This is a genomic window from Oceanobacillus sp. FSL W7-1309 (genome assembly GCF_038002145.1).
Lineage (GTDB): Bacteria > Bacillota > Bacilli > Bacillales > Amphibacillaceae > Oceanobacillus > Oceanobacillus profundus.
The window spans coordinates 611,905-630,060 of record NZ_JBBOBX010000001.1 but is presented as its reverse complement, the minus strand read 5'-3'; the positions used below and the strand labels follow the sequence as shown (position 1 = coordinate 630,060).

At 36.4% G+C, this 18,156-nt stretch carries 14 protein-coding genes; 13 read left to right on the top strand and 1 reads right to left on the bottom strand.

Annotation, left to right across the window (positions count from 1 at the left end):
- Positions 1-30 precede the first annotated feature (30 nt).
- From NST46_RS02875 to lhgO, 10 genes are all read left to right on the top strand, one after another.
- Positions 31-1,464 (top strand): NAD-dependent succinate-semialdehyde dehydrogenase, encoded by a 1,434-nt coding sequence (locus tag NST46_RS02875; protein ID WP_341136745.1) that lies wholly within the window; start codon positions 31-33, stop codon positions 1,462-1,464.
- Positions 1,465-1,795: 331 nt separating this feature from the next.
- Positions 1,796-2,848, top strand: coding sequence for an Ldh family oxidoreductase (locus NST46_RS02870; protein WP_341136744.1), 1,053 nt, complete (start codon positions 1,796-1,798; stop codon positions 2,846-2,848).
- An 89-nt stretch (positions 2,849-2,937) separates the two neighbouring features.
- Complete coding sequence (locus NST46_RS02865) at positions 2,938-3,942, top strand: TAXI family TRAP transporter solute-binding subunit (RefSeq protein ID WP_341136743.1); 1,005 nt, start codon at positions 2,938-2,940, stop codon at positions 3,940-3,942.
- A 78-nt stretch (positions 3,943-4,020) separates the two neighbouring features.
- Complete coding sequence (locus tag NST46_RS02860; protein ID WP_341136742.1) at positions 4,021-6,000, top strand: TRAP transporter permease; 1,980 nt, start codon at positions 4,021-4,023, stop codon at positions 5,998-6,000.
- Entirely contained in the window at positions 6,000-6,980 is a 981-nt protein-coding gene (locus NST46_RS02855; RefSeq protein WP_341136741.1) for a hydroxyacid dehydrogenase, read from the top strand. Before NST46_RS02860 ends, NST46_RS02855 begins: the two co-directional genes overlap by 1 nt.
- A 24-nt stretch (positions 6,981-7,004) precedes the next feature.
- Positions 7,005-7,928, top strand: coding sequence for a dihydrodipicolinate synthase family protein (locus NST46_RS02850; protein WP_341136740.1), 924 nt, complete (start codon positions 7,005-7,007; stop codon positions 7,926-7,928).
- A 185-nt stretch (positions 7,929-8,113) separates the two neighbouring features.
- On the top strand, positions 8,114-8,896 hold the full coding sequence (locus tag NST46_RS02845; RefSeq protein WP_341136739.1) for an HpcH/HpaI aldolase family protein: 783 nt from the start codon (positions 8,114-8,116) through the stop codon (positions 8,894-8,896).
- A 31-nt stretch (positions 8,897-8,927) separates the two neighbouring features.
- Positions 8,928-9,890 (top strand): 2-hydroxyacid dehydrogenase, encoded by a 963-nt coding sequence (locus NST46_RS02840; protein WP_341136738.1) that lies wholly within the window; start codon positions 8,928-8,930, stop codon positions 9,888-9,890.
- Between the two features lie 283 nt (positions 9,891-10,173).
- A complete protein-coding gene (locus tag NST46_RS02835; protein WP_095308224.1) occupies positions 10,174-10,875 on the top strand; it encodes a FadR/GntR family transcriptional regulator in 702 nt (233 codons plus the stop codon).
- Between the two features lie 163 nt (positions 10,876-11,038).
- Positions 11,039-12,247, top strand: coding sequence for an L-2-hydroxyglutarate oxidase (lhgO, locus tag NST46_RS02830; RefSeq protein WP_341136737.1), 1,209 nt, complete (start codon positions 11,039-11,041; stop codon positions 12,245-12,247).
- 814 nt (positions 12,248-13,061) lie between these two features.
- On the opposite strand, the gene NST46_RS02825 is transcribed toward lhgO, so the two are convergent.
- Positions 13,062-13,427 (bottom strand): hypothetical protein, encoded by a 366-nt coding sequence (locus NST46_RS02825; protein ID WP_095308229.1) that lies wholly within the window; start codon positions 13,425-13,427, stop codon positions 13,062-13,064.
- 272 nt (positions 13,428-13,699) lie between these two features.
- On the opposite strand from NST46_RS02825, the gene NST46_RS02820 reads away from it, so the two are divergent.
- The 3 genes from NST46_RS02820 (at position 13,700) to NST46_RS02810 (ending at position 18,055) form a co-directional block, all read left to right on the top strand.
- Positions 13,700-14,752 (top strand): hypothetical protein, encoded by a 1,053-nt coding sequence (locus NST46_RS02820; RefSeq protein ID WP_341136736.1) that lies wholly within the window; start codon positions 13,700-13,702, stop codon positions 14,750-14,752.
- A gap of 275 nt (positions 14,753-15,027) precedes the next feature.
- A complete protein-coding gene (locus NST46_RS02815) occupies positions 15,028-16,365 on the top strand; it encodes an alkaline phosphatase (RefSeq protein WP_341136735.1) in 1,338 nt (445 codons plus the stop codon).
- Positions 16,366-16,888: 523 nt separating this feature from the next.
- A complete protein-coding gene (locus tag NST46_RS02810; RefSeq protein ID WP_341136734.1) occupies positions 16,889-18,055 on the top strand; it encodes an ROK family transcriptional regulator in 1,167 nt (388 codons plus the stop codon).
- The last annotated feature ends 101 nt before the right edge of the window (positions 18,056-18,156 follow it).

Here is an 18,156-nt window from a genome sequence, read left to right as displayed (position 1 = left end):
TGAAATAAAACAAAGGAGTGAGGGAGTATTATGCTTTATATAGATGGTGAATGGATTGAATCCCAAACAGGCGAGGTTATCCAAGTAGTGAATCCAGCAACAGGTGAAGTTATTGGAAGTGTAGCAAAAGGCGGAGGTAATGAAACGGAAAAAGCTATTGAATCCGCAAAAGCAGCTTTTCCATCATGGGCGAAACTTATTGCTAAAAAGAGATATCAATATTTAATGGAAGTGGCTACTATCCTGCGTTCAAGAGCAGACCAAATTGCCTCATTGATTACGAAGGAAATGGGGAAGCCGCTAGGAGAAGCAAAAGGTGAGGTTGTGATGGCAATTGATTATATCGATTGGTATGCAGAGGAAGGAAAGCGGATATATGGTGATACAATACCTTCATCTTCAGAGAACAAACGACTTATGGTAATTCGTCAGCCAGTTGGAGTAGTAGGAGCAATCACACCGTGGAATTTCCCTATTGCTATGATAACAAGAAAACTTGCACCTGCATTGGCTGCAGGATGCACGGTTGTGTTGAAACCGGCATCGGCAACACCACTGACAGCAATTGAAGTAGTTAAAGCGTTTCATGAGGCAAAGGTTCCGAAAGGTGTAATAAATTTAGTGCATGGTTCAGCAAATGATATTGTTGATGTCATGATGGAATCTCCTCAAGTTCGAAAGATTACGTTCACTGGTTCAACAGAAGTAGGCAAGCAGCTTGTTCGCAAATCGGCAGATACAATGAAGAAGGTTTCCATGGAGTTAGGTGGTCATGCACCATTGATTGTTTTTGAAGACGCTAATATAGACGCAGCAGTTGAAGGAGCAATCGCAAGTAAGTTTCGAAATGCAGGTCAAACCTGTGTTTGCGCAAATAGAATTTATGTTCAAAAAGGTATTTCTGAACAATTCTCCGAACGTTTTGCACAAAAAATAAATGAATTAATGGTTGGAAACGGTCTTGATTCTGGTGTGACAATTGGCCCACTGATCAATGAACGAGCAATTGAAAAAGCTGAAGATCAAATTAAAGATGCTGTTGAAAAAGGAGCAAAAGTTGTAGTAGGAGGAGAAAGATTAAACAAAGGAAAGTTTAAGGACGGTTATTTCTATCAACCTACTCTATTAACAAATGCTACGCATGAAATGAAAATTTCTCATGAAGAAACGTTTGGTCCAGTAGCTCCAATTTTTGAATTTGAAACAGAAGATGAGGTCATTGAAAAAGCGAATAATAGTGTTTACGGGTTAGCTTCATATATTTTTACGAACGATGCCTCACGTATTTTCCGAGTTAGTGAAAGACTTGAATACGGTATTGTTGGAATTAACGATCCAGCACCTACCGTAGCGCAGGCACCATTCGGAGGTGTGAAAGATTCGGGTGTTGGGCGCGAAGGCGGTAAATATGGAATTGAAGATTATCTGGAATACAAATATTTATCGCTTCAATTAGATTTGTAGGTTGAACTCATAAATAATTCACTTTATTTTTACGAATAAATATATAAGTATGTTTATTAAATGGTGGTCAGGAACTGTGATTATTTGTGCATTCTCTCATTCTCGATAGGTACATCTTGGTAATATTTTTAAAGCAGAGGGTATTTCTATGATTTGGATTGACAGAGCTTTGGAATACCCCTGACACTTGTTGTCGGATTATTATCATGTATTAGTATTGATTGAGTGTATTTAAAAAAAGATTTGTAACCGCTTACTTAAGGTGTGGTGAGGTATAAAATTTTTCCCGAGATTTATGATTATTATGAAATAGTGCATAGGAGCTGTTCAAATGTATACGGTAGATTCTTCGAGACTAAAAGAGTATTGTGAAAAAGTCCTATTAGGAAATTCAATCCCAGAAAAGGAAGCAAAGATCATTGCTGATAGTTTAGTTGATGCTAATGAAATCGGTGTTGACTCCCATGGGGTAACGCGATTAGCCGATTACATGAAACGTTTGGAAAAAGGCTTAATTGAACCAAAGACAGAACTTTCGGTAGTTAGAGAGAACAAAGCAACTATTTTGTACGATGCCAATAACGGTTGGGGACAATATGCAGGGAAAGTAGCCATGCAAAAAGCAATTGATAAAGCTAAGGAATGTGGTACAGCAATTAGTGCTGTTCAAAATTCGAATCATTTTGGAACTGCTTCCTACTTTGCAAGAATGGCAGCTAAGCAAGGTTGTATTGGTATTGTAATGACGAACGCTTCTCCGTTAATGGTAGCTTGGGGCTCTAAACGACCAACTTTAGGTACGAACCCTATTTGTATTGCGGCACCAACAAACCAACACCCAGTTGTACTAGATATGGCAACAAGTACGGTAGCTCGTGGAAAGATTAATCTTGCTGCAAAAAATAATCAAAGTATTCCGGAAGGCTGGGCGATTACGAAAGACGGAAAACCAACAACCGATGCTCAAGAAGCGCTTGACGGATATTTACTTCCATTTGGTGCTAAAGGTTCTGGATTAGCCATTATGATCGATATTATGACAGGGGTATTAACTGGATCCCTATTTGGTGATCAGATTCCGTTAATGTATGATGGCGATGAACCGCAAACATTAGGTCATATGTTTATCGTTATAGATATTAATAGTTTTATGGATATTGATGTGTATAAGGAACGAATGCAAGACCGTATTGAACAAACGGTAAAAGGTCCTGCAGCAGATGGAGTGGAACGAGTATTTATGCCTGGTGATATAGAACAGAATAAGCGCGAAAAAGTTCAAAGTGAAGGATTAGTTTTAACAGAAGCTATCTTCAATGAGTTAAAAATGTTAGGGAAACAATGTGAAGTATCCATTGAAAGTATTTTAATTTCGTATGTTTAATATATCAGATTAAATAGTGTTTAAAATCTTGGGACAAATATCCTTGCTCACGGAATATTTCAGTGAAGATAAAAAAAGGGGGCTAATCGATGAGAAATATGAAAATATTTTTGGTTGTGATGATTTTAGGCTTAGCAACAATTTTAGCTGCTTGTGGTAATAGTACTTCAGAAAGTTCTAGTGGAGGTGGATCCTCCGAGTATCCCCAATTTATCACAATTGGTGGCGCAACAAGTGGTGGTACATTCTTCTTACTTGCAAATGCAATGGCACAATTAATTGGGGAAGAGTTTCCAGAAATTGATGCAAATGCGCAGTCTACCCCGGGATCACCGGTTATCCTAGAAAATATTCAAAAAGGGAATGCGGAAATGGGGGTTGCTCAAGCCGGTGTTGCGAAAGAAGCTTATGAAGGAACTGGTCAATTTGAAGGGAATCAAATGGATAAAATCACACAGATAACGTATCTTTTCCCAAATGTAATGCAATTTGCAGTAAGAAAAGATGCTGGTATTAAATCAGTAGAAGATTTTGTAGGGAAAAGGATTGCTGTAGGTGCATCTGGAAGTGCTACGGAAATCAATGCACAAGAATTATTACAAGTGGCAGATATTACTTATGAAGATATTACACCAGAATATACGAGTGAATCACAATCCGTAGAGTTATTAAGAAATAGACAGGCCGATGGTGCGAATATGATTGCATCATTAGGTAGCTCTAATATGCTGGATTTGATGAGTAGCGGTGACTTTGAAATTTTGGAATTTGATGAAGAAATAGTAAAAAAGCTTGCGGAAGAAGTAAATATTGCATATTATCCATTTACTATTCCAGCAGATACGTATCCAAATCAACCAGAACCAGTAGAAACATTTGCAGTAGCAAACTGGTTGCATGGTAGCTCTGAAATGTCTAAGGACTTTGTTTATGAGTTCTTAACAGTATTGTATGAAAATAAACAAGATCTAGTTGACATTCATATCGCTGCAGAAAATATTAACTTGGAGAATGCTTTAGATGGTAAAACTATCCCATTACATCCAGGTGCCATTAAATACTTTGAAGAACAAGGGTTAGAAATTGATGAATAAATGATGAACAGTGGGGTAGTAGAAAAAGCTACTCCACTGTCTATAGAAGGAATTACCAAATTAAAAAGAGGTGATTACATGACAAAACAACTATCTGAAGAGCAAAAAGGTGAGAAAACGATAGAATTAATAGATATTGATGAATTGTCAAAAAACCAAGACAGCGAATCAAAATCACGAATTATGAAAGGGAAAACTGGACTATTAATTGCTACTATTGCTATTGCCATGTCTTCATTCCATTTATTTACTGCAGTTGTTCCAATGGTAAGTACGAAGCAGAGAGCCCTACACCTTTTATTTGCACTTGTACTTGTGTTCTTACTATACCCGGGTAGAAAAAAATCGAATAAAGGTAAACCAACGATTTTTGATTATTTATTTGCAACCGTCTCTGCAATTTCTGTTGGGTATTTATTTGTTATGTTTGACACTATTGCAAGTAGAGGAATGTCTTCAACGACAATTGATTTAATCATGGGGGCGATTACCATGATTGTTATTCTTGAAGCAACCCGTAGAAGTGTAGGAATAGAATTAGTAATTTTATCGCTACTATTTTTAGCCTATGCCTATTTAGGTCCTTATTTGCCAGGTGCGCTAGCTCATCGTGGATATACTGCTACTACGTTAATTGAGCATATGTATATTGGAAGTGAGGGGATTTTCGGAATTGCTCTAGGTACTTCTGCAACTTACATCTTCTTATTTATATTGTTTGGGGCTTTTTTAAATGGAACTGGACTATCGTCGTTTTTTACAAATGGTGCGATGGCGATTGCAGGTCATAGGGTAGGAGGACCTGCAAAAGTATCCATACTTGGTAGTGCTGGTTTAGGAATGATCAATGGTAGTGCAACTGCTAATGTTGCTACAACTGGGGTATTCACCATTCCCTTGATGAAAAAAATAGGGTACTCCAAGCGTATTGCAGGTGGTGTAGAAGCGACTGCGTCTACTGGTGGACAGTTTACCCCTCCGATTATGGGGGCTGCAGCTTTTATAATGGCAGAAATGTTAGGTATCCCGTATACATCGGTATTAATTGCTGCTATTATTCCGGCTATTCTCTACTTTTTATCGATCTGGATTATGGTCCATTATGAAGGTAAGAAAAATGGGTTAAAGGGGATACCAAAGGAACAGTTGCCTGCATTTAAGCCAATTTTTAAAGAAAGAGGGCATTTAATTTTACCGGTTATTTTGCTAATGGTTTTATTATTCATGGATTACACACCAATCTATGCAGCTTTCTTTGCAATTGTCGCAACTTTCTTAGTCTCTTACCTAAGAAAATCCACACGTATGGATTTCAAAACGTTATTAAAAACTTTAGAAGAGGGAGCAAAAGGTGGTCTTACGGTTGCAATTGCAACTGCTGTTGTTGGTTTTATTATCGGTGTAGTATCTCTTACCGGTGTAGGATTAAAACTGGCTAATGTCATTTTAGTCCTAGCAAATGAACAGTTATTCTTAACTTTATTCCTAACGATGGTAACAGCGATTGTTTTGGGAATGGGACTTCCTACTGCTGCTTGTTACATCGTGGGTGCTACCGTTGCAGCGCCGTCCTTAATTCAATTAGGTGTAGAACCAATCGTTGCTCATTTCTTTGTGCTTTATTTTGCTTGTTTGTCAGCAATAACACCACCGGTTGCACTTGCATCTTATGCGGCTGCAGGTATCGCAGGAGAAAGTCCTTCCAAAGTAGGTTGGACGGGATTTAGATTAGGGATTGCCGGATTTATCGTACCTTTCGCCTTTGTTTATTCTCCAGAACTATTGTTACAATCCAATGATTATTTAGCGTCTGGGTTAGCATTAGTATCAGCAATCATTGGGGTATTTGCTCTTGCTACATCTGTTGTCGGTTTCTTTCTTGTTAAAAATCAGATTATTGAAAGTGTACTGCTATTTAGTGCTTCATTATTATTAATTCAGGGGGGGATCATGACGGATTCGATTGGAATTGCTATATTAGCTTTAGTCTTTTTCAATCAATTAAGGAGAAAAAAAAGACTGGATATAGCAATTGATAATAGAAAAGAGGTAATTTGATGACCCAGTATAAAGTTTTAGTTGTTCAGCCAATTTCTAGTAGCGGAATGGAGGTCTTAAAAAATGCTAATGTTGAAATCATACAACCAGAATCGACCAAGGATGAAGTACTAGAGGAAATTGTCGTTGATTGTGACGCGATATTAGTTCGAACCAAAGTGATTTCGCGCTCTTTGATAGAAAAGGCGAAGAAATTAAAAGTAATCGCTCGTTCGGGTGTAGGATATGACAATATTGACATTATTGCTGCAGCTGAGAAAGGTATTTATGTTTGTAATGTTCCTAGAGTAAATTCGAATGCTGTAGCAGAGCATGTTGTCGGGATGATAATAGCTTTGTCTCGTAACATTCTTAAAGCAGATAAAGCTCTTCGTAAAAATCATTTTGAGGTGCGAGAGTATTTTATCGGGAATGAATTAACGGATAAGACAATAGGTTTAATTGGGTATGGAAATATTGGTCAATTAACGGCGAAAAAGTGTGCTTTAGGATTAGATATGAATGTCATTGTTTATGATCCTTACATTCAAAACGAAAGATCTTTAGAAAATGTTGTATTTGTAGATTCCGTAGATACGATTTTAGAACAATCCGATTTTGTATCGTTGCATTTACCATATACCTCAGAACTTCATCATATTATTGGTGAAAAAGAATTGCAAAAAATGAAATCTACTGCATCTCTAATCAATTGTGCTAGAGGTGGCTTGGTTGATGAAAAAGCACTATATAAAGCAATAAAATATAATGAAATACGCGGAGCAGGTATAGATGTGTTTGAGAATGAACCTCCAGAAGATAATTATACTCTATGGAACTTAGAAAATATCATTGTAACACCGCATATGGCAGCGCATACCAAAGAATCCTTAGGTCAAATGGCATCTGGTGCTGCCAAAGAAATTATTAATGTATTGCAAGAGAAAGAACCAGTCAATTCTGTAAATAAGCATTTATTTAGTTCTATACAAAATATATGAAAAATAATAAGAGGAGTGTTGAACATGGATTTTACAAGTATTGCAAAAAAATTAGAGACAATTTGTGCAATTAATATTGTACCTTTTAATGAGGGTACGAAAGAAATTGATTGGCAAGGGGTGGAAGAAAATATTGAATTTTTACTAGAGAATGATACAGAGGTCATTGTTCCAAATGGGAATACCGGTGAGTTTTATGCGCTAACGCTTGATGAAGCAAAGGAAGTAGCGAGAAAAGTTATAAAACTAATTAATGGGAGAGCGACAGTGGTTGCTGGTGTTGGTTACTCGGTGGAAACTGCAATCGAATTAGGAAAAGATGCACAAGAAGCTGGTGCAGATTGTGTCATGATTCACCAACCAATTCATCCCTTCATTACGACGGAAGGTGCAATTTCTTACTTCAAAAAAATTATGGAAGCATTAGATATTCCGTCCATTATATATTTTAAAAATCCTAATCTAAGTGATGATGTTATTAAGGAATTAGCACCTCTTAAGAAATTTATAGGTGTGAAATATGCCATCAATGATTTACCACGTTTTACGCAAGTGGTTCGTGAAGTACCTAAAGAACATAACCTTGCATGGATTTGTGGTACGGCTGAAAAATGGGCACCATACTTTTATTATGCAGGAGCGAAAGGATTTACATCTGGATTGATCAATATTTATCCATCCAGCTCCCAAAAGATGCTTACTGCGCTTCGTGATGCTGATGATGAAACCGTGTGGAACATATGGAATGAAGTCATTGGCTTTGAAAACTTACGAGCAAAACATCATGATGGAAACAATGTTGTGGTTATTAAAGAAGCAATGGAAGAAGTGGGATTACGTGCAGGTGTCACTAGAGAACCAGTGAGTCCACTGAATGAAGCTGATAAAGAAGAAGTAAGAGGAATTTTAAGAAGTTGGAACATGTTAAAAGAGGAAGTAAAAAACTAAGTGCTTATCAAAAGTGATAAAAACAATAACTGTTTTGAAGCAATTGTAGAAATTATGGAATGAGAAGGTGTCGAAAAACCATTCTGAGTTCCTTAGAAGAGTTATTTAAGTTTCATGAATGCGATATAAGATACGAATATAGAACCAATTATAAAGTAGATGAAGAATAGAGAGGAGAGGGATACATGTTTTATAATCAATTAAAAAGACGATGGAGTGAACCAACAGAAAATCCTGCACTTAGTGTTTTTGTTGGATTTCCTTCCACACAAATCATAGAAATGGCTGCATTAAGTCAGTTTGATGTCATTGTGATCGATAATGAACATGGAATGCATTCTTATGAAAATATTGAAAACATGGTAATTGCTGCAGAAAATAAAGGGATTACTCCTTTGGTTCGAACTTCATCTAGCGACCCTTCTGAACTATTAAAAGTAATGGATCGTGGAGCGCACGGAGTACACGTTCCACAGGTTGATTCTAAGGAACAGGCAGAAAGAATTGTTGAAGCGGTGAAATATCCACCTCTTGGGAAAAGAGGAGCTGCATTTTCGATGAGAGCAGCTGATTATGGCAATATTCCAATTCAACAATACTTGGAAAAAGCCAATCAAGAAACATTGATTGGAATTCATATTGAATCAGAAAAAGCAATGGTTCATTTAAACGAGATTCTTAGTGTGAAAGAAATTGATATGGTTTATATTGGACCAACAGATTTGTCCGTTTCATTAGGATACGGAGGATCAATTGATCATCCAGAAGTGTTAAAAACAATTGACAATATTTATGAAACTGCTAAAACATACGGAGTAAAAGTAGGTATCCATACAAAGGATAGAAGTGGTGCACTTATGCGGAAAAATTGGGGGGCAGACTACGTTGGGATTACCGTTACATCTTTAATTAACCAATCATTTAAGCATTTTACAAATCATGTCATAGGTAGTCTAGTTGAAAAATAAGTACTCCAATTAAGGAATGTGGGTGACCAAGATGAAAAAGATTATCGTTTATAATCCAATCTATAGCGACCTATTAAAAATATTACAGAAACATTTTCAAGTAGTTGAACTTACTAACGGAGAGAATCCAGAATTTATTCATGAGTTAAAAGATGCACATGGAATCATTGGATCGGGTTTGAAAGTAGATCGAACACTTTTGGATGAAGCACCGAACTTAGAAATCATTTGCAATATCTCTGTAGGATATGACAATTTAGACATGGAAGCTGTCAATGCACGTGGAATAATGGCAACGAATACTCCGGATGTTTTGACGGATTCTACTGCCGATACGATATTCGGTTTACTGTTAGCAACCGCTAGAAGAATCACAGAACTTGATCAGTATGTAAAGTCTGGTCAGTGGACGGGAAAAATTGGCGAGGATTTATATGGTGTAGATATTCATCATAAGACGCTTGGAATTATTGGAATGGGAAGAATCGGAAAAGCTATTGCTGAAAGGGCTCACTTTGGTTTTAAAATGAAGATTCTATATCATAATCGCTCTAGGAAGCTTAATGCAGAAGAACAATTACAAGCAGAATATGTATCGTTACAAAAGTTATTGCAACAATCAGACTTTGTTTGCCTAATGGCACCATTATCGCCCGAAACGGTTCAACTAATAGGAAAACAGGAATTTTCTCTCATGAAAAAAACAGCTATATTTGTAAATGGTGCTAGAGGACAAATGGTGGATGAAGATGCATTAGTTGAGGCTTTAAAAAAAAGAGAAATTTGTGCAGCAGGACTTGATGTTTATGAAAAAGAGCCCGTGGAACCAAATAATCCCCTCCTTTATATGAAAAATGTCGTAACATTACCACATATTGGATCTGCAACATTGGAAACTAGGTATAAAATGGCTAAGTTAGCAGCGGAAAATTTAATTAAAGGTTTGCAAGGAGAAATCCCTCCTAGTTTAATAAATAAGGAAGTATTCATATAATAAGTATTATCCATTGCTGAAGATGGTGTTAAAAGATTAGAGCACTTCATTCGTTATAACACAACTCCATAAACTTTAGAAGGTTTGTATCTTAAGGTAAATGTCCTATTGGTGCAGTAAATTCATTCGGTATATAAAAAGTGATAAAATTAAAATCGAACCAATATCGTTGGTAAGGATGGAATCGCTAATAAAAAATTATATTTATTGAGAACCTAGTAGAATAGGGAGTGATGTTCCTTTAAAAAAGAGTAGATAATATTATGGAAAAGGGAGATTAGTTATGATGTTAAAGCCAATACGTAGAAAACGATTATATCAGGATATTATAGAACAAATTCAGCTTTTGATTCGAGATAATGAGCTTAAACCAGGAGATAAATTACCTTCGGAGCGAGAAATGGCTGAAAACCTTTCTGTTTCTCGTACCTCGGTTAGAGAAGCAATAAGTGTGATGGAATCCGCAGGTTTAGTAGAAGTTTTACAAGGTAAAGGTGTTTTTTTAATAAATGATGAGAATACGAAATTACTAAACAAATTGGATAAACTTTTAAATAGTCAAGGTTTAAACCTTATTGAATTAATAGAGGTCCGACAGGGATTAGAAGGACAAGCCGCTTATTTAGCTGCAATTAGACGTTCAGAGACAGATTTACAAAAGATAAAAAGTGCTTATATTAAAATGGAGAAAGCTTATGCAAATGATTTGGTTGCAGCAGAAGAAGATTATGAATTTCATATTTCGGTCGTAACAGCGGCTAAAAATCCCATGTTGTTAAAAGCAGTAGAACTTTTTACAGACCCATTCATACAAGGAGTAAATATACTACGTGAAAAAAGTATTAAAAGTGGAAAAGGGCAAATAATTTTATCGGAGCATTTCGATATCTACAAGGCAATCGAAGAACAAGATGAATTAAAAGCTCAGACAGCTATGTGGAATCACTTAGTTGCAGCTAAGAAAAGATATTTTATAGACTCGTAATTTTAAGAGATAGATGGACAGGTTGGGTGGCCGATTCTTTCATTAAGATAGATTTGTACCGAAACCTGAAATAAAGGCGACAACAGATTTTGGAAGTCAACTAGTCGTACATCAAGGTGGATGACAAGCGGAACCGCGGAATTGAATACGAGGAGGAATGGACATGTTTGACTACATCATTGTAGGCGGTGGTATTCTAGGGCTTTCTGTAGGTATGAATTTAACAGAAAAATATCCAAACAAAAAAATACTTGTACTTGAAAAAGAAAAAGAACTGGCAACACATCAAACAGGTCATAATAGTGGGGTAATCCATTCAGGGATATATTATAAACCAGGTAGTTTTAAAGCACGCTTTGCAAAACAAGGAAGCAAATCAATGGTTGAGTTTTCACGTAAATACGATATTAATCATGATATTTGTGGAAAAGTAATTGTTGCTACAAATGAAAAGGAGCGTCCATTACTTAATAATCTATATGAACGCGGACTACAGAATGGGTTATCTATAAGACAACTAAATAAAGAAGAGTTACATGAAATAGAACCACATGTTAAAGGTATTGGAGCTATTCAAGTTCCAACTGCGGGAATTGTAGATTATAAAATGGTGTCAAACAAGTATGCAGAGATTATAGAGCAGCATGATGGTGAAATAAATTGTGGCGAGACTGTACTATCAATTAATGAATCTGAACATGAAGTGATAGTAGATACGAACAAGCAAAGCTATAAAGCCAAATTTTTAATTAATTGTGCAGGATTGCAAAGTGACCGAATTGCTAAACTAGCAGGATATCATATTGATATGAAAATTGTACCGTTTCGCGGAGAGTATTATAAATTAAAAGCAGAAAAAAGAAATCTAGTAACAAATTTAATTTACCCTGTTCCAAATCCTGATTTTCCTTTTTTAGGTGTTCATTTTACGAGAATGATAAACGGAGAAGTTGAAGCAGGACCGAATGCAGTACTCAGCTTTAAACGAGAAGGCTATAAAAAGTCAGATATCAACATAAAAGATCTTGCAGAAGTTTTAACCTACAAAGGCTTTTGGAAATTAGCGAGTCAAAATATGAAGGAAGGAATTAATGAAATGGTTCGTTCTGTAAGCAAGAAAAAGTTTGTGGAAAACTTACAGCAGCTTATCCCTGAAATTAAGAGTGAAGACTTAGTCCCAGGACCAGCAGGAGTCCGAGCACAGGCTTTAAATAGTGATGGATCAATGGTTGATGACTTCCAAATCATACAAGGCAAGAAAAGCCTGCATGTATGTAATGCACCATCACCAGCAGCAACAGCCTCGTTAGAGATAGGTAAAGAAGTTGTTAAACAAATTGGCGAACGATCAGATAATTTGGTAATTGTTTGATTGAGTAGATAAGGGTGTCCTATCGTTACGTGAATCATTTTTTGCAGAACTTTTATCATCTTTATAATCAAAATCATTTAGGTATAAGATTACTATTGGAAAAACAAGCTGCTTGCATAAAAACCACAAGCAGCTTTAACGCTATTTAAGAGTAATCCGTTACAACAAACGTACCAGAAGTTGCAAAATTACTTGTGGTTTCAAAAATTCCTTCCACATTCAGAGAGCTTAATCTCTCGAGTTACCATTTTTCCCTGGTTTCAATTTTCCTTTTGCAACTTGGTAGTGTAGTGAAGCGAGCTATACTGAGTGTCGTAATAAACGATTTCTGATTATGGAATCCAGATAAAACCAGCTTCTTTTTCGTCATTACACTGACCTGTGATGGCGTCCACCTTTTCTTAGCTACTTATTCCATTCATACAAGTTTCCGTAATACTTAGAGCATCAACGGAAACATCAGCACCAAACTTCCTTGCTAATTCTAAATTATTGTCATTGATGTGTACGCCAATGACAGTAGCTTAGACGAAGCGATATGAATTGCTGATAAGCCAATTCCACTACAGAAAGTTGTGATGGAATGTGAAAAAGATGAAGCGCTTTTCAAGACATTTCATAATCGGTTGTATAGTTATTGTAGAGGAATTCAGAAATGAATTGGCTGGGGATATCATGATTATCTAGGAGAGCTTTATTATTCGATTCCTTGGTCGGAAGATGAGGATTAAAATTATTGGATAAGGAATAGCGATATTACTTTATGGATTACGAGAATGTTCCTAAAAATGCCTTTTAATAAAGTAGTATGCTCTTATAAATTCATAGCTAGAGGTAATGATTTGTCTTGTTGCTTTTTCTTTTTCGAAGTGCTTAAATAATTATCCCAGGAAATTAGTACGTTACATGCTTGAAGTTGCTGATTAAAGTTACGAATATATGCTTTCACTGCTTTACTATTACCGTTTGCCAGCGTTCTTACAACAGAAGCAATTGCTTTGTACCAAGTACCTTCAATTTTTATGGAAATAGGATGATTGCCTTCAGTAGGCAGCGGTATATCCGGGTGAAGGCTTATGTCTGCAATTTGGTAATCCACAAATTTCGAACGAATATTTTCACGAGCAATCGTACCTTGTGTTTGATATACACAAGTAAGACCTGTATCAAGGTTAGCCATTGCTATTCCTCCTTTAGATTTTGTTTGTGAAATATATCACTTAATTACATTATATATGAAAGCGCATTTATGTAAAGACATTCAAGGAAATTTTTATAGTAATTATGTCTAATTTGTGAAGCAGATAACATAATGTTAAGACCCTATAATGAAAGTACAAAGTGAACTGTCACCAGTTTTTTTCTTATAGGTACTTGGTACTGTTGTTATTCAAAAAGGCAAACGGTATCATTAGGATTGATTGTTTACTATATTTAGGAGGAATCAGTTTCGTGGTTAGATGTAAACGTTTATTATTTATGTTTTTAGCACTAATGATTTTATTTTTGGCAGCATGTAGTAGTAATAATGAAGAACAAAGTGAAACAGATATACAAAGCAGTGGAAGTATACAAGCTGGGGAAACTGAAGGTACAAAGGCGGAGAAAGTGGAAAAGGAAGTAGAGTCAGTAGATAATACGGAAGAGGTTTCCTTTGAAGTCAATCAAGTAAAAGAGGCTCCAGAAGATCAAGGAGATTCAGAGGTAAGGCTGGAAGGGGAATTTCAGATCGATAATAAGCTCGTTTCTGTAAAAGGCATGACCAATCTATTGCCTGAGTCAAAACTTGTTCTTTCAATTGAATCAGAATATGGATTGTTAGTTGGAGGAATTGATCGAACTGAGGTTAACGAAAATGGAGAGTTTGAATTGGAATATATTCTTCCAGACGAAGTAGAAGGAATCGTACATATTGAATTGAAATTTGAGCCAGCAAATCAGTATGGGGAGATAAAAAATCATTATTTAAACCAACTGGGTGGGAGCTTCGTACGAAACTATGCGAAATCAAATGAAATCTATCAAAAAGTATCCTTCCAACAGTCGGCCACAATAGATGGTGGTCAACATAATTTTTCGATTACGGAACCAAGCTGGGATTTGCCGGAGGATTATGGAAACCCCAAGGTATGGATAGAGCCAGTAATCGAGAAACAAGATGACTATGTTGTAGTAAAAATAAATAGTAACATTATAGAAGATACATTTATTCTGGCAAGAGCAGACATTCCAAATTATATTACATCAGGATTTCAGGGGTATAGCTACACGGATCCAGATGGCTCAACAGTTTTATATATTTATGATCCTGAAAAAGACAGTCGAATTAAAAATCTAACCGAGTATGATATTGTTATTACAATGGATCCATCCCATCATAATAATGGTCCACATGTCACAGAAGTATATGGAGAGAATGGTCAAAATCTTGCAGGTGATTTCGTTAACGATGAAGATGAAACCAAAGTAGTTGAGCAAACGATAACAATCACGGTAGAAGAATAGAATATATTATAGTTAAAAAACACTATCTTAATAGGGGAATTCTCTCTAGTGATAGTGTTTTTTTGGTGGATTGTAATGGATCAAGTGAAAGGGATTAAATGAAGCTATATCAAGTTCTATCGGTTAATGACAAGTGGTTACAGATAACTCTATGAAAAAAGAGGTAGTTATTTAGGGTGAAAAAAGTTTACTAGACTTTTACTAGCATGTAACTTCATTTAGATATCTTTCCTTTACGCTTAAATTGTAATAAAAATTTGAGAGGAGAGTGTAGGATGTTTAAGAAGATTGGTGCTGTTGTACTTAGTACGTCCCTTGTATTGTCTGGATTAAGTATAGGAACGGTAGACGCAAAACCGGATGCTGTAGATAGAAAAGGAAAGGGAAATAAGAAGGTAGAGAATGTTATCTTCATGGTTCCAGACGGCTTTAGTGCTGATTATGCAAGTAACTATCGCGTGTACAAGGGGGAAGATGCAGTATGGGATGATCATCTAAAAGGAATGTTCACGACACATTCTGCTAACTCTGATATTACCGATTCTGCTGCTGCAGGTACTGCGATGTCTACAGGTGAAAAAACGAATAATGGTGTCATTGGAATGGATACAGAGGGCAACGAGCTTGAAACTATTTTAGAAGCATCTCAAGAAAACGGAAAGGCAACTGGACTTGTAGCAACTTCTACGATTACACATGCTACACCAGCATCATTTGCATCACATGTCGAGGATCGTAATAATGAAACGGAGATTGCTAGACAAATGCTTGAAAATGAAGTAGATGTTATCCTTGGCGGAGGGAAAAACAATTTCTTACCAATCGATCAAGGCGGAAATCAGGAAAAGCTTAATTTAATTGAGCAAGCTGAGGAGCAAGGATATGAATTGGTAGAAACACGAAGTCAATTACTAGACAATAAGCAAATTGCACTTAAGAAAGGCGAAAAGCTTTTAGGCTTATTTGCAGATGATGCACTTGCTCCAGAGCTTCATCGTGCTGAAACAGAAGAACCTAGTCTTGCTGAAATGACTGAATCTGCAATTGATGTTTTGGAAGAAGACAAAGACGGATTTTTCTTAGTAGTTGAAGGAAGTCAAATTGACTGGGCAGGTCATGCTAATGATGCAGCTTGGGCAATGTCTGATGTCGCTGCATTTGAAAAGGCAGTTGAAGAAGCAATCGATTTTGCTAAGAAAGATGGAAAGACACAAGTAATTGTTGCAGCTGATCATGATACTGGTGGGATGACAACTGGTTCGAATGGTTCAATGGATTTAAATGCTGATCTATTAACAGATGTAACAGCTACAGGTGATTACATGGCAACCCAATTAAACGAAGACCGCTCCAATGTAAGTGAAGTTCTGAAAACACATACTGGATTTGAGTTAACAGAAGAAGAAATTAATGAAATTCAACAAGCTGATAATGCGCCGCTTGCTATTAATACGATTGTAAGCGACCGTGCAAGCATTGGATGGACAAGTACTAATCATACAGGTGCTGATATTCCAGTCTATGCTTATGGTCCACAAACACATAAATTTGTTGGGTTCCATGATAATACGGATCTTCCTAAAATTATTGCTGAGGCGATGAAATTGAAGTAAAGAAGGTGAGAGAGAAGCGAGGGATATTTCCCTCGCTTCTTTTTATGCATTTTCTTAATAGGTACTCCGTCTTATTCGATTAATAACGTGTCATTTTTGATTATCTTGCCACTAGTAAATGATTTCTTGTCTGAATTTAAATATTCTGCTAAATTAAAGGAGAGAGCAGGTGAATAAATGCACTTCATAAAAGAAACAATCAAAAGCTTTAATACACTTGATCGTTCATCAGGAAACATCGGCTTTCGTTGTATAAAAGATGCATAATGAGGGTGTAATAGATTTTGGAATAACCTCTTCGGAATGCAAATGCCTGCAAATCTTTACTTGTACAATGGTTTTATCATTTTTAGATAGTTTTATTCTTCAATCTCAACATCAGACATAATGGACTCCATATTTCTAGACATATCTTGTACTCTTTGCAGGAATATTTTCTACAAGTGGTTGTATTTAATTAGTTAATTTAATTAATTATGTTATAATATATTTACAAGTATCAAGAGATATAGGAGGACTTTTCATGCAGCGGGGCACATTCCAATTAATGAAATCAGTCAATAAATCAATCATTCTCAATAAAATAAGGACATCGGAACCTATTTCCAGGGCTCAAATAGCTAAGGATACAAAGCTCACCCCACCAACGGTAAGCAGTATTGTGAAAGAATTGATCGAACAGGAATTAGTTAGAGAGAGTGATCTCGGCGAATCCAAGGGTGGGCGAAAACCGACGATGCTTCATATTAATAATAATGCCTTCTATGTTGTTGGCGTAGATGCTGGTCCAGAAACGGTTGAGTGTATTCTTGCTGATTTATCTGGGAAGATCGTTGAACGTGTTTCTAGTAAGCTAAACATTCCAATTACAAATGATCAGTTTATCAGTATTTTAAAAGAAAATATACATAAGATTTTACAAACATCAAAACCGTATCATGATAAAATTCTAGGGATTGGAGTAGCAATGCATGGGGTTGTGGATATAGAAACTGGTACCTCACTTGTAGCACCAAACCTGGATTTAAGAAATATTCCAATCAAGCAAAAACTTGAGGAAGAATTTAACTTAGTGGTCAACGTTGAAAATGATGCCAGAGCAATGGCACTTGGCGAGTCATGGTTTGGAGGACACGGCGATGCGGATAGTATGGTTGCTGTAAATATTGGAAGAGGCGTCGGTTCAGGTGTTGTTATTAATGGAAAGCTGTACCACGGCGCTCAGGATATTGCTGGTGAGATAGGCCATATGACGATAGATATTAATGGAGAGATTTGTGAATGTGGAAGCCGCGGTTGTTTGCAGACCTTCGCCAGTGGTGTCGCTATTGCTGAGAGAACCAGAAAAAAGCTAGAGGAGAAATCAGAAACAATTACAGGCGAAGAAGTATACAAATTGGCCGAATCTGGTAATACGGCATATATTGAAATTCTTGAAGAAACTGGAATGATTATTGGTATCGGCTTAACAAATTTAATACATCTAATAAACCCAAGGAAAATTGTTCTCGGCGGAGGGGTGATGAAGAGTGAAAAATTCATCTTGCCAAAAATTAAGCAAACGATTGAACAGCGTGTACTCAGTCCGGCTGCAAAAGAAACCGAAGTAACAGTAACAAAACTTGGTGAAGATGCAACCCTGTTAGGGGCAGTCTCGCTATTATTGGTGGAATTGTTTGATCCAGTTTGATGAAAAAAGAACAAAAGCACAAGCGCTGGACGTGTCCGTTTAGGTAACTAAGTTATCCACAGCATTCAAATTTTATAGTTTCCTGGCGTTAAAAAAGAGGA

Bases quoted from the DNA above. Each gene is read 5' to 3' on its own strand.
- NST46_RS02875 (WP_341136745.1), top strand. From the start codon at position 31: ATGCTTTATATAGATGGTGAATGGATTGAATCCCAAACAGGCGAGGTT.
- NST46_RS02870 (WP_341136744.1), top strand. From the start codon at position 1,796: ATGTATACGGTAGATTCTTCGAGACTAAAAGAGTATTGTGAAAAAGTC.
- NST46_RS02865 (WP_341136743.1), top strand. From the start codon at position 2,938: ATGAGAAATATGAAAATATTTTTGGTTGTGATGATTTTAGGCTTAGCA.
- NST46_RS02860 (WP_341136742.1), top strand. From the start codon at position 4,021: ATGACAAAACAACTATCTGAAGAGCAAAAAGGTGAGAAAACGATAGAA.
- NST46_RS02855 (WP_341136741.1), top strand. From the start codon at position 6,000: ATGACCCAGTATAAAGTTTTAGTTGTTCAGCCAATTTCTAGTAGCGGA.
- NST46_RS02850 (WP_341136740.1), top strand. From the start codon at position 7,005: ATGGATTTTACAAGTATTGCAAAAAAATTAGAGACAATTTGTGCAATT.
- NST46_RS02845 (WP_341136739.1), top strand. From the start codon at position 8,114: ATGTTTTATAATCAATTAAAAAGACGATGGAGTGAACCAACAGAAAAT.
- NST46_RS02840 (WP_341136738.1), top strand. From the start codon at position 8,928: ATGAAAAAGATTATCGTTTATAATCCAATCTATAGCGACCTATTAAAA.
- NST46_RS02835 (WP_095308224.1), top strand. From the start codon at position 10,174: ATGATGTTAAAGCCAATACGTAGAAAACGATTATATCAGGATATTATA.
- lhgO (WP_341136737.1), top strand. From the start codon at position 11,039: ATGTTTGACTACATCATTGTAGGCGGTGGTATTCTAGGGCTTTCTGTA.
- NST46_RS02825 (WP_095308229.1), bottom strand. From the start codon at position 13,427: ATGGCTAACCTTGATACAGGTCTTACTTGTGTATATCAAACACAAGGT.
- NST46_RS02815 (WP_341136735.1), top strand. From the start codon at position 15,028: ATGTTTAAGAAGATTGGTGCTGTTGTACTTAGTACGTCCCTTGTATTG.
- NST46_RS02810 (WP_341136734.1), top strand. From the start codon at position 16,889: ATGCAGCGGGGCACATTCCAATTAATGAAATCAGTCAATAAATCAATC.